General features: G+C 69.0%; 7 protein-coding genes and 1 pseudogene. All 8 read right to left on the bottom strand.

The genetic code is table 11. From position 1 onward, the window contains the following. Window positions 1-15: 15 nt before the first annotated feature. On the bottom strand, window positions 16-585 hold the full coding sequence (locus OCJ37_RS10925; RefSeq protein WP_263109437.1) for an MCP four helix bundle domain-containing protein: 570 nt from the start codon (window positions 583-585) through the stop codon (window positions 16-18). A 166-nt stretch (window positions 586-751) separates the two neighbouring features. Further along, on the bottom strand, window positions 752-3,016 hold the full coding sequence (locus tag OCJ37_RS10920) for a methyl-accepting chemotaxis protein (protein ID WP_263109436.1): 2,265 nt from the start codon (window positions 3,014-3,016) through the stop codon (window positions 752-754). A gap of 177 nt (window positions 3,017-3,193) precedes the next feature. Then, the gene (locus OCJ37_RS10915) at window positions 3,194-5,581 is read right to left on the bottom strand and encodes a methyl-accepting chemotaxis protein (RefSeq protein WP_263109435.1); all 2,388 of its coding nucleotides are present in this window, start codon (window positions 5,579-5,581) and stop codon (window positions 3,194-3,196) included. 103 nt (window positions 5,582-5,684) lie between these two features. Next, window positions 5,685-6,065 carry a hypothetical protein gene (locus tag OCJ37_RS10910; protein WP_263109434.1) on the bottom strand — a complete coding sequence of 127 codons (381 nt, stop codon included), beginning with the start codon at window positions 6,063-6,065 and terminating at the stop codon, window positions 5,685-5,687. A 187-nt stretch (window positions 6,066-6,252) separates the two neighbouring features. Beyond that, window positions 6,253-6,744: a chemotaxis protein CheW gene (locus OCJ37_RS10905; RefSeq protein ID WP_003467814.1), complete on the bottom strand. Its 492-nt coding sequence runs from the start codon at window positions 6,742-6,744 to the stop codon at window positions 6,253-6,255. 115 nt (window positions 6,745-6,859) lie between these two features. Next, window positions 6,860-7,642 (bottom strand): flagellar brake protein, encoded by a 783-nt coding sequence (locus OCJ37_RS10900; RefSeq protein ID WP_263109429.1) that lies wholly within the window; start codon window positions 7,640-7,642, stop codon window positions 6,860-6,862. Between the two features lie 61 nt (window positions 7,643-7,703). Continuing rightward, window positions 7,704-10,409, bottom strand: a complete 2,706-nt coding sequence (locus OCJ37_RS10895; protein ID WP_263109428.1) for a methyl-accepting chemotaxis protein — start codon at window positions 10,407-10,409, stop codon at window positions 7,704-7,706. A gap of 280 nt (window positions 10,410-10,689) precedes the next feature. Then, window positions 10,690-12,258, bottom strand: a pseudogene (locus OCJ37_RS10890) (methyl-accepting chemotaxis protein); the annotation flags it as partial. Between the last annotated feature and the right edge of the window lie 83 nt (window positions 12,259-12,341).

Genomic DNA, 12,341 nt, shown 5'->3' with positions numbered 1-12,341 from the left:
GGTGCGGCTGCCGGGCTAGCGCGCGGCGTAGGTGCGCGCAGCGGCCTCCGCTTCCAGTGCGCGCCGGGCGTTGATGTGGTCCAGTTCCAGCAGGTCGGCGAACAGGGCTCGGCGCAGCGGCAGCGCCTGCTGCGTGGACAGCCGGCTGGCGCGGTCGCGGTCGCCGGCATGCACCGCGGCGCTGAGCTGCCCATGCAAGTGCAGGTAGGCGTCCAGCTCGGCCTGGACCTGGGCGAAGCGGCGGCCTTCCTCGCCGCTGGGCGCCGTGGCGCTGTACAGCGCCAGTTGCTTGCGCGCGCCGCGCAGCGACTGCGCGATGCGCCGGTCGTAGTCGGCCACTTCCGCGGCATTGCCGGTCGCGGCGATCAGCGACAGCTGGTACAGCCGCAGTTCCGCCAGATGCGCACGCAGTTCGCGCAATGCCATGGCCGAGGGCGCCTGTTGGGTCTGCAGGCGCAGCAGGTGATCGCGCGAGGCATCGACCGTGCGGGTGCTCAGCTGCGCCACCGCGATCACCGCGGCGCAGCCGAGCAGGCACAGCAGCGAGGCGAGCAGGGACGATTTCAGATCGGTGTAGCGTGGCATCTCATGCTCCCGAAGCGAAGGCGGTGACGCCATGGACCGCAAGGAAGTGCGTTCATGCGTCGTTAACTAGATATCGACGGCGAAGCGCGTCGCTTGAGCCGTCTCGTCCAGTGCGTCCATGCAATTGGGATGCCAATACGGTTCCCAGCCGCGGGAACCGACCGGGTCAGAATTCCGCCCAGTCCGTTTCGACCGCCGCCGCGCGCGTGCCTGGCGCCCGCACGGCGGGCCGGGCCGGCTTGGCCGCGGCAGCAGGCCGCGACGGGCCGCGCACGGGCACGGCCGTCGCGGCACGCGTCGGCGCGGCCACGGCAGCGCCGGACGCAGTGCCGAGCCGGAATACCGCCGCGGCCTCGCCCAGTCGGCGGGCTTCCTCCTCCAGCGCTCGCGCCGATGCGCTGGCTTCCTCGACCAGGGCGGCGTTCTGCTGGGTGGCCTCGTCCATCTGGGTGACGGTCTGGTTGACCTGCTCGATGCCGGCGGACTGTTCCTGCGAGGCGGCGGAGATCTCGCCCATGATGTCGGTGACGCGCTGCACCGAGGACACGATCTCGCTCATGGTCTGGCCGGCCTTGCCGACCAGTGCCGAGCCCTCGCTGACGCGGGTGACGGACTCGTCGATCAGGCCCTTGATCTCCTTGGCGGCATTGGCCGAACGCTGGGCCAGGGTGCGCACCTCCGAGGCGACGACCGCGAAGCCGCGGCCCTGCTCGCCGGCGCGCGCCGCTTCCACCGCGGCGTTGAGCGCCAGGATGTTGGTCTGGAAGGCGATGCCGTCGATCACCGAGATGATGTCGGCGATCTTCTTGGACGAGGTCTCGATGCCGCTCATCGTGGTCACTACCTGGCTGACCACCTCGCCGCCCTGCGAAGCGACGGCCGCGGCGCCGACGGCGAGCTGGTTGGCTTGGCGCGCGTGTTCGGCGTTCTGCTTGACGGTGGAGGTCAGTTCCTCCATCGACGCGGCGGTTTCCTCCAGGCTGGCGGCCTGCTGCTCGGTACGCCGCGACAGGTCGTCGTTGCCGGCGGCGATCTCGGTGGTCGCGGTATTGATGCTCAGCGCCGCCGACTGGATGCGGCCGACGATGTCGGCGAGTTGATCGGCGGTGGCGTTGGCATCGTCGCGCATCTTGGCGAACACGCCGTTGAACTCGCCGTGCATGCGCGCGCCCAGGTCGCCGGCGGCGATGGCCTGCAGCAGCGCGGAGAGCTTGCCGAGGTTGCGGTCGCTGACCTCCATCATCGCGTTGAGATCCTGCACCATCAGCCGGAAATCGTGCTGGAAGTGGTCGGCATCGCCGCGGGCGCTGAAATCGCCGGCCGCCGCCGCGGCGGCCAGGCGCTTGATCTCGGTGTTGATCGCCAGCAGGCTGGCCTTGGCCGCGTCCATCGACTGGTGCAGCACCGCGCGGCTGCCGGGCAGGCGCCGGGCGTCGCGGCGCAGGTCGCCGTTGGCGTATTCGTTGAGCACCGCGATCGCATCGACGATCGCGTCCAGGTGCTCGAACATCATCGTGTTGATGCCCTGGCTCAGCTCGCCGTACACGCCGGGGAAGTCCTGCGGCATGCGGTGCGCCATGTCCTTGTCCGCATGCAGCAGCGCCATCTTCGCCGTCTCGCTGGAGAAACGCTCCAGCATCTGGATCATCTCGGCGGTGGCACGCAGCATCTGCCCGGTCTCGTCGCGCCCGGGATTGTCGATGCGCACGCTCAGGTCGCCCCGGGACACCGCGCGGATCGCCTGCAGCGTGCGCGCGACCGGCACCAGCACCGAGCTGCCGATCAGCCAGTTGATGCCGAAGGTGATCAGCACCAGCACGCCGCCGGCCACGGTCATCACGCCGGTGAACAGCAGCGCCTGCGCCTGCACGTCGTCCATGTACACGCCGGTGCCGATGACCCAGTTCCAGGGCTTGAACGGGGCGTTGTAGGACACCTTCTCCACCGGCTTGTCGTTGCCGGGCTTGGGCCACAGATAGTCCACGTAGCCGCCGCCGCCAGCCGCCGCCGCGGCGAACTGGCGGAAGATCGGCTTGCCGTCGGCGCTGAGCACGCCGCCGATGTCCTTGCCGACCAGGTCGTGCCGGGTCGGGTGCATCAGCATGGTCGGGTGCATGTCGTGCACGTAGAAGTAGTCCACGCCGTCGCGGGCGCGCATCGATTCGAGCGTGGCCAGCGCGGTGCGTTGCGCATCGGCCAGCGGCATCTGCCCGGCGTCGGCCTTGGCCGCATAGGCCTGCACCACGCCCAGCGCCAGTTCGATCTGGCTTTTCAGCGCCTGCTCGCGGGTGTTGCGGATATCCACGTATTGCATCCGCGCGGCGATGATCGCCAGCAGCACGATCCCGCCGCCGAGCAGCAGGGTTTGCCAGACGAACTTGCGGCGCAGCGGAAGATCCGACAGGCGGGCAACGAGCGACGTATACGACATGAGGGAGGCCTTCGAGTTGTCTCGAAAGTCTTAACGGCGCAGATGTGACAAAGTTGAGACATGCACCGCATCGGTGCTGAACGCGCGGCCCTGGCCGGCGTCGTGGATGCACCGCAAAAAAATCCCCGGCGCGGGGCCGGGGATCGGAAGTGCCGCAAGGCCGCCGTCGCCGGCGCCTCAGAACTCCTGCCAGTCCGAATCGGCCAGGGCCGGTTCGGACTTCTTGCTGCGCGCGGCCGGGGCCGGCTTGCTCGACGCCACCGCGACCGGCTTTTTCGCCGCCGGCCGGATCGGGTGCACCTGCGCCTGCACCGGCTTGGCCACCGGCGCGCTGGCCGTGGACTGCTCCAGGCGGAAGATCGAGACCGCCTCGGTCAGCTGGCCTGCCTGCTCTTCCATCGAGCGTGCGGCGGCGGTCGCTTCCTCGACCAGCGCGGCGTTCTGCTGGGTGGTCTCGTCCATCTGGGTGACGGTCTGGTTGACCTGCTCGATGCCGGCCGACTGCTCCTGCGAGGCCGCGGCGATCTCGCTCATGATGTCGGTGACGCGCTGCACCGAGGACACGATCTCGCTCATGGTCTGGCCGGCCTGGCGCACAAGCGCCGAACCGTTGGCGACCTGGCCGACCGAGGCGTCGATCAGGCCCTTGATCTCCTTGGCGGCGTTGGCCGAGCGTTGGGCGAGGGTACGCACTTCCGAGGCGACGACCGCGAAGCCGCGGCCCTGCTCGCCGGCGCGCGCCGCTTCCACCGCGGCGTTGAGCGCCAGGATGTTGGTCTGGAAGGCGATGCCGTCGATGACGCTGATGATGTCGGCGATCTTCTTGGAGGAGGTCTCGATGCCGCTCATCGTGGTCACTACCTGGCCGACCACCTCGCCGCCCTGCGAGGCGACTGCCGCCGCGCCGACCGCCAGCTGATTGGCCTGGCGCGCATGCTCGGCGTTCTGCTTGACGGTGGAGGTCAGCTCCTCCATCGAGGCCGCGGTCTCTTCCAGGTTCGCCGCCTGCTGCTCGGTGCGGCGCGACAGGTCGTCGTTGCCGGCGGCGATCTCGCCGGCGGCGGCGTTGATGCTGAGCGCCGCGGTCTGGATCCGGCCGACGATGGCGGCCAGCTGCTCGGCGGTGGCGTTGGCGTCGTCGCGCATGGTCGCGAACACGCCGTTGAACTCGCCGTGCATGCGCGCGGTGAGGTCGCCATGCGACAGCGCGGTCAGCAGCTTGGAGACTTCGCCGATGCTGTCGCCGTTGGCCTGCAGCAGGCCGTTGAGCTGCTGCGCCAGTTGCAGGAAGAAGCCGTGCTTGCCGTCGGTGGCCACGCGCCCGGACAGGTCGCCGTCGGCGGCGGCCTGCACGATCCTGGCCACTTCCTCTTCGACCTGGGCCTCGAGGGTGCGGTCGCGCGATTCGCAGACGAAGCCGACATGGTTGCCGTGCACGTCGCGGATGCTGGAGACGATCTGGGCGATGCGGGCATGGCCGTAGGCCATCTCGCGCTCGGCGATGCCCTGCTTCTCGATCGCGGCGATGGTCCGGGTATCGATCTGGTTGCCGTGTTCCAGCACCGACAGTGAGGAGCCGACCAGCGGCATGCTCGAATCGAAGGCGGGGGCGACGCTGTGGATCTGGTCGGCGTACTTGTCGACGATGCCCTGCATCGACGGGTTCGCGTAGACGATGGTGTAGTCCAGGTCGGCGATGTACATGCCGGTGGAGGAGTTGTCCAGCGCGGTGCGGATGCGCAGGTTCTCGGCGGCCACCGCCGCGTCGCGCTCGGTGCGCTCGCGCAGGTCCTGCTGCATGCGCTTGAGCGCCTGCATCAGTTCGCCGATCTCGTCCTTGCCGCTGGCGTCGATGTGGCCATCGAGCTTGCCGCCGGCCACTTCGTTGGCGATCTTGACCGCGCTGCCCACGTTGTTGCGCAGCATGCGCCCGAACAGCCAGGCCAGCCCCACGGCGCCGACGGTGCCGATCAGCACGCAGACCAGCAGCATGGCCGATGCCTTGCTGTAGGTGCTGCCGGCGGCGGCTGCGGCGACCTTCGCCTGGCGATCGTTCTCGGCGATCAGGTCGACCACGTCGGCGACGACCTTGTTGTGCAGGGTGCGGGTCTCGCCGGTGAAGGTGTCGATCGCATCGTCGTGCAGTTCCAGCTGCAGCATCTCCTCAACGGACTGGTAGGAGGCGGTCGCCTTCTTCCAGTCGGCCGCGGTGCGCTCGTAGATCGCGCGCTCCTGCGGGCTGCCGATCATCGGCGGATAGGTGGCGATGATCTCGTCCATCCGCTTGTGCAACGCGAGCTTGCGCGTTTCGGCTTCCTTCTTGACCGCATCGCTGCTGCGGATCAGGCTCTGGTAGGCCGCGCTGCGGTACTCGCCCAGGATGCCGCGCATCTCGCCGTTGATGCGCACGCTGGGCACCACCTGCCTGGACACGTTGTCGGCCACGCCATTGAGTGCGTGCAGGCCGTTGTAGGCCGCCAGTCCCTGCACCAGCATGATGGCGAGTACCAGGCCGAATGCCAGCATCAGCTTCGGCATCAGCTTCAGATTCTTTATCCATTCCATGAACGCATTTCCCCTTGGTTCGACGACGTCGGCAAAGCACGGAAACACAAAAGCGCCGCCATGCCGGGAGCGCGAAGGCGCCCGGCGCGGCGGCGCTCCGGTCTTACTTGATCGTGGCCAGCTTCAGGCTGGACGGCGCGCTGACCTGGATCTCGGCGCGCGAGCTGTCGCGTTCGATCTTGCCGATCACGCACACGTCCTTGCCTTCCAGGGTTTCCGGCGCGAAGCCGAACTTGCCGCGGTCGGCGCCGGCGATGCGCGCGGAGAAGGTGTGGCGGGGGAACATGCCGCCCATGTACAGGAAGGTCGGCTCGCCTTCGGAGTTCTGCGCGTACTTGGCCTTTTCGACCTTGCCGCAGACCATGCCGTCCTTGCCGACGAAACGGGACGCCATTTCCGGCGGGATCATCTGCTGCGACTGGGCGAAGGCACTCGGGCTGGCGGCAAGCAGCAGGACCAGCAGCAGGGGGAAGTTCGGCTTCATGGGGGACAACTCCTTAGGGATGGGCAAATGGTCGGCCCGGTGCTGCGTCGGGCCACGTATCAGCTATCGGCGCGGTAACGACTAACTTGATCGTTGCAAGTGATAAGCAGTTCGCATTTCCGAAAAAAAACCCGCCGGTGAGCGGCGGGTCGGGAGTGCGTGCCGCGGCGCGCGCGGCTCACGAAGCTCAGGCGGCTTCGTCGACGTGCGCGTGCTGGCTCAGGTCGGCGCTGTCGAGCAGCGTCTCGATGTCCAGCAGGATCAGCATCTTGTCGTCCTGGGTGCCGATGCCGGAGATGAAGCGGGTGTCCACCGCGGCGCCGAATTCGGGGGTCGGCCGGATCTGCTCCTCGTTGAGCGGGATCACGTCGGAGACGCTGTCCACGACGATGCCGACCACGCGGTCCTCGACGTTGAGCACGATCATCACGGTGAAGGCGTCGTAGCGCGCTTCCTTCAGCCGCAGCTTCAGGCGCAGGTCGATCACCGGCACGATGGTGCCGCGCAGGTTGATCACGCCCTTGATGTACTCCGGGGCGTCCGGGACCCGGGTGACCGAGTCGTAGCCACGGATCTCCTGCACCTTCAGGATGTCGACGCCGTAATGCTCTTCGCCGAGGGTGAAGCTGAGGAATTCGCCGCCGGTGGCGCCGGAGGCGGAGGTGTTCTTGTCGTTCATCGTGTGCTCCTGGTGCGCACGGGATTGCGGAGGGAAGGCGGGAAGGGGAAAGCGCGGCTCATGCACAAGATCGGCGTGCGGGCCGGGAACTTTAGCGGCCCGGGCAAGGGACGGCTCACGACAGCACGCCGCTCTTGCGGGCGCTGCGCTGGCGTTCGATGCGGAAGATGTAGCGCTGGATCGCCGCGTCGGCGCCGCGCGGCAGGTCGGCGAAGCGCAGCCCCACCCGCAGCGTCTCCTGGCCGTTGGCCAGCTTGTGCACGTGCGTGTTGCAGACCTGCAAGGTCAACGGAATCGCGTCGGCGTCGGGCAGCTGCAGCACGCAGCGCGGGTAGCTCTGCTGGTTCTGCGGCAATGGCTGGCCCGGGACCAGCGCCACCGCCACGCCGCCGGCGCTGATGTCGATGACCCGCAACACCAGCTCGGCGGGCGGACTGGCATCGTCCAGCCGCAGGATGCACATCGGCGATTCGGTGATCGGCGTCTCCAGGCGGAAATGCTCACGGCGCTGCAGGTAGTACAGCGCGTCGGGCAGCGCGGCGCGCAGGCCGCTCACGCCGCCGCTGTGCACCCGCTCCAGGCCGGTGATGCGGAAGCGCAGCCGGACCTTGTCCAGCTGCGCGAAGCACAGCAGGTACTCGGCCTGCTCGGCCAGGCGGTTGTTGGCCTCGTTGACGCTCAGGTCCAGCAGCAGGGCGTGCTCGTCCAGTTCCAGCAGCGCGGTCGAGAACGCGTGGTCGCGGCCGCCCGGATGCGCGCTGACCTGGGAGCGCTGGTTGATCAGCGATTGCAGCAATTGCCGGATCTGGCGCGCGTTGGTCAGCAGGAAGCGGTCGTCCTGTTCCGTCGCCTCGTGCGGGGACGGTGTGGTGGAGTCGCTGGAAATGCCTTCGGCCATAGTGGGCAATAAGGGTGGTGGAATGGGACGGGGCGGCGCATTTCACCCCGTCCCACGAACCCTATCGGCCGTGCCGGGCTTTTTTGTAGCCTGGATGCAACATGGCGACGTTGCCTGCGGCGCCGGCCGGCGGCCGCTGCTCCAGGGTGAACGAGGCGACCGCGCGCGCCAGCGCGCCCGCCTGGCTCTCCATCGAGCGGGCGCTGGCGGTGGCTTCCTCGACCAGGGCGGCGTTCTGTTGGGTGGCCTCGTCCATCTGGGTGACGGTCTGGTTGACCTGCTCGATGCCGGCGGACTGTTCCTGCGAGGCGGCGGAGATCTCGCCCATGATGTCGGTGACGCGCTGCACCGAGGCCACGATCTCCTGCATGGTCTGGCCGGCGCGATCGACCAGCGCCGAGCCTTCGGCGACCCGGCCGACCGAGTCGTCGATCAGGCCCTTGATCTCCTTGGCGGCGTTGGCCGAGCGCTGGGCGAGGGTACGTACCTCCGAGGCGACCACGGCGAAGCCGCGGCCCTGTTCGCCGGCACGGGCCGCTTCCACCGCCGCGTTCAGGGCCAGGATGTTGGTCTGGAAGGCGATGCCGTCGATCACCGAGATGATGTCGGCGATCTTCCTGGAGGAGGTCTCGATGCCGCTCATCGTGGACACCACCTGGCTGACCACCTCGCCGCCCTGCGAGGCGACGGCCGCGGCGCCGACGGCGAGCTGATTGGCCTGGCGCGCATGCTCGGCGTTCTGCTTGACCGTGGCGGTCAGTTCTTCCATCGACGCGGCGGTCTCCTCCAGGCTGGCGGCCTGCTGCTCGGTGCGCCGCGACAGGTCGTCGTTGCCGGCCGCGATCTCGCCGGCGGCGGTGTTGATCTCGTCCGAGGCGCCCTGGATCTGGCGCACGATCGTGGCCAGCTGTTCGGCGGTGGTGTTGGCATGGTCCTTCATGCCGGCGTAGACGCCCTGCAGGTCGGCGTCGATGCGGGTGGACAGGTCGCCCTCGGCCAGCGCCTGCAGCATGTGCTGGATGTGCGCCAGGCCGGAGGAACTGGCTTCCAGCAGCGCATTGATCTGTTCGGCCAGCTGCAGCAGGAAGCCCTGCTTGTCGTCCAGGCGCACGCGGCCGCCGAGGTCGCCGGCGACCGCGCTGCGCACGATGCCGGCGATTTCCTCTTCCACCGCCACTTCGTCGGTGCGGTCGGCCCATTCCACGACGAAGCCGAGGCGCTGGCCGTCGCCGTCGATCACCGGGTTGACGATCAGGCGCATGGTGTGGCCGCCGACGCGGATCTGCGCACGGTAGGTGCCCTTCAGCTCGGCCAGCAGCCGCGCCTGGTGCTCGGGATGGCGGTGGAACACGTCGATGCTGTTGCCGATCAGGGTCTGCACGTCGAACTGCGGCAGGTCGCGGCGCAGGTCGTCCTGCACGTCGCCGAGCATCTGCAGCAGCGGGCGGTTGACGTAGACGATGCGGCGCTCGGCGTCGGCGATCATCACGTTGGTGCTGACGTCGTCCAGCGCGGTGCGCACGCGCAGGTTCTCCGCGGCCACCACGCGCTCGGTGCGCAGCCGCTCGCGCAGGTCGTCGCGCATGCGGCGCATGCCGTGCAGCAGCCGGCTCACGTCGTCCTGGCCCGTGCCGACCTCGATGTGGCCCTCCAGGCGCCCGGCGGCGATGTCGTCGGCGACCTGTTCGACCACCGCCAGCGGGCGCGACACCATGCGCCGCGCCAGCACGAACACCAGCGCCGCGCAGCCGGCCAGCATCAGCGCGGAGAACAGCAGGATGTTGCGCATCAAGGCGTGCAGCGGCGCCTCGATGGCGCTGCGCGACTGCACGCCGAGCAGGACCCATTGCCATGGCTGGTAGGCCTGCGCGGTGACCAGGAACGGCGCGGCCGGCGCGCCGGCACCGGCGTCGCGCTTGAGGTGCAGCGTCGCGCTGGCCTGCTGGCCCTGCAGCAACGCCTGCAGCAACGGCTTGTCCGCGTCCACGACCAGGTCCTCGATGCCGGCGGCCTTGGCCGTGGGATGGGTGAGCAGGCGCCCGCGCCGCGCCGGATGCACGTCGACCGCGATGAAGTGGCCGTCTTCGCCGATGCGCGTGCTGCGCAGGCGCTCCTGCAGCGCGGCCAGGCCCTGGGTGTAGTCGCGGCCGACGAACAGCGCGCCGACCAGTTCGCCCTGCGCGTTGCGCAGCGGCTGGTAGTGGGTCATGTAGTCGTTGCCGAACAGGTGCGCCGGGCCGGTGTAGGCCTGGTTCCGCTGCAGCAGCGCATAGGCCGGATGCGCATGGTCCAGGACGGTGCCGATCACGCGCGCGCCGGCCTGGTCGTGCAGCGAGGTCGCGATCCGCACCAGGTCGTCGCCGCTGCGCGCGAACACGGTCGCCACCCCGCCGCTGGCCTTGGCGAAGTGGTCCACCGAGGCGAAGTCGAGGTTCAGCACGTGCGTGCCGAGGCGCAGCGTCGGTGTCTGCACGTCGCCGATCTGCACCGTCTCGGCGGGCTCCAGCTGCGGCTCGCCGGCGGGCAGCATCGTCGCGAACAGCTGCCCCATCCGCTCGGTTTCTTCGCTCAGCACCCGGTCGTACATTCCCACCGACTGGTTCATCAGCGCAGTGGCCGACGCGATCTCCTCCAGCGCCTGGGTCTCATGGCTGGCGGCGGACTGGCGGTAGATCAGGGTAGCGAGCAGGACCAGCGCCACGCTGACCGCAACGGTGAGCAGCGCGGACAGCTTGGTGCCGACCGAGAGATGGCTGAAATTTTTCATGGGGGCCTTGGGGAACGGAACGGCGCGCCGGCGTGACGGGCGCGTGAATTCCCTATCGGCAGCGATCATGAAAAATTGATTGGCGTCATCAGTGGTTGTCCGCTTTTTCGACGACGATCGCAGATGACCCGGGACATTGAGGACAGAACCAAGGACAGCGCCCCGGATGGCGACCGATCGGATCCCGCGAACTGCCGCCTTCGGCCCCGCCTCCGGCCTGTCTTCACCCATGCCACGCCTCGCGCAGCCGCCATGCCGAAGCGGCATGGCGGCAGCAGCGTCAGAACTCCTGCCAGCTGGCGTCGCCGGCGCTGGTCGCGCGCTCGGGCGCGGTGCGCACGCCGCGGGTCGCCGCTGCCACCTGTGCCCGGACCACGGCGGCCACGTCCGGTGCGCCGGGCGCAGGGCGACGCGCCGTCGCGGAGTGCCCGTCGATCTTGAAGATCGCGACGGTGTCGTTGAGCTGGCGCGCCTGTTCCTCCATCGCGCGCGCCGCGGCGGTGGCTTCCTCGACCAGGGCGGCGTTCTGCTGGGTGGCTTCGTCCATCTGGGTGACGGTCTGGTTGACCTGCTCGATGCCGGCGGACTGCTCCTGCGAGGCGGCGGAGATCTCGCCCATGATGTCGGTCACGCGCTGCACCGAGGCCACGATCTCCTGCATGGTCTGGCCGGCGCGGTCGACCAGCGCCGAGCCTTCGGCGACCCGGCCGACCGAGTCGTCGATCAGGCCCTTGATCTCCTTGGCGGCATTGGCCGAACGCTGGGCCAGGGTGCGCACCTCCGAGGCGACCACGGCGAAGCCGCGGCCCTGCTCGCCGGCACGGGCCGCTTCCACCGCGGCGTTGAGCGCCAGGATGTTGGTCTGGAAGGCGATGCCGTCGATCACCGAGATGATGTCGGCGATCTTCTTGGACGAGGTTTCGATGCCGCTCATCGTGGTCACCACCTGGCTGACCACGTCGCCGCCCTGCGAGGCGACAGTCGCCGCACCGACGGCCAGCTGATTGGCCTGGCGCGCATGCTCGGCGTTCTGCTTGACCGTGGCGGTCAGCTCTTCCATCGACGCGGCGGTTTCCTCCAGGCTGGCGGCCTGCTGCTCGGTGCGCCGCGACAGGTCGTCGTTGCCCGCGGCGATCTCGCCGGCGGCGGTGTTGATCGCATCCGAGGCGCCCTGGATCTGGCGCACGATCGCCGCCAGCTGGGTCGCGGTGGCGTTGGCGTCGTCGCGGATCCGGGCGAACACGCCATGCAGGTCGCCGTCCATGCGCGCGGTGAGGTCGCCCTGCGACAGCGCCGACAGCAGCCGGGACACGCGCGCCAGGCCGTCGGCGTTGTTGTCCAGCAGCGTATTGAGCTGCTGCGCCAGCAACAGGAAGAAGCCCTGCTTGCCGTCCAGGCCGATGCGGCTGTCGAGGTCGCCGGCGGCGGCCGCGCGCACGATCTGGGTCACTTCCTCTTCCACGTGGATCTCGTCGGTGCGGTCGGCCCACTCCACGACGAAGCCCTGGCGCTCGGACGCGCTGCTGACGATCGGGTTGATGATCAGGCGCATGGTGCGCCCGCCCACCCGGATCTGCGCGGTATGGGTCTGCTGCAGCGCCGCCAGCAGCTTGGCCTGGTGCTCGGGCCGCTTGTGGAAGACGTCGATGTTGCGTCCCAACAGGGTGTCCGCATCGAAGCCGGGAAGCTCGCGGCGCAGGTCGTCCTGCGCCGCCGACAGCATGCGCGCCAGCGGCTTGTTGACGTAGACGATGTTGCGCCCGGCGTCGGCGATCATCACGTTGGCGGTGACGTTGTCCAGGGCGGTGCGGATGCGCAGGCTCTCGCGCTGCACCTCCGCTTCCTGTTCGCGGCTGCTCAGCAACTGCTCGCTGGCCACGACCAGGGTGTGGGCGATCGAGCCTTCCGGCAGGGCCAGGCCGCGGATCGAGG

Origin of the sequence: Xanthomonas sp. AM6 (assembly GCF_025665335.1) — a bacterium.
GTDB lineage: Bacteria > Pseudomonadota > Gammaproteobacteria > Xanthomonadales > Xanthomonadaceae > Xanthomonas_A.
Note: the sequence above shows the minus strand (reverse complement) of the source record. Positions and strands in the feature narration are given on the sequence as shown.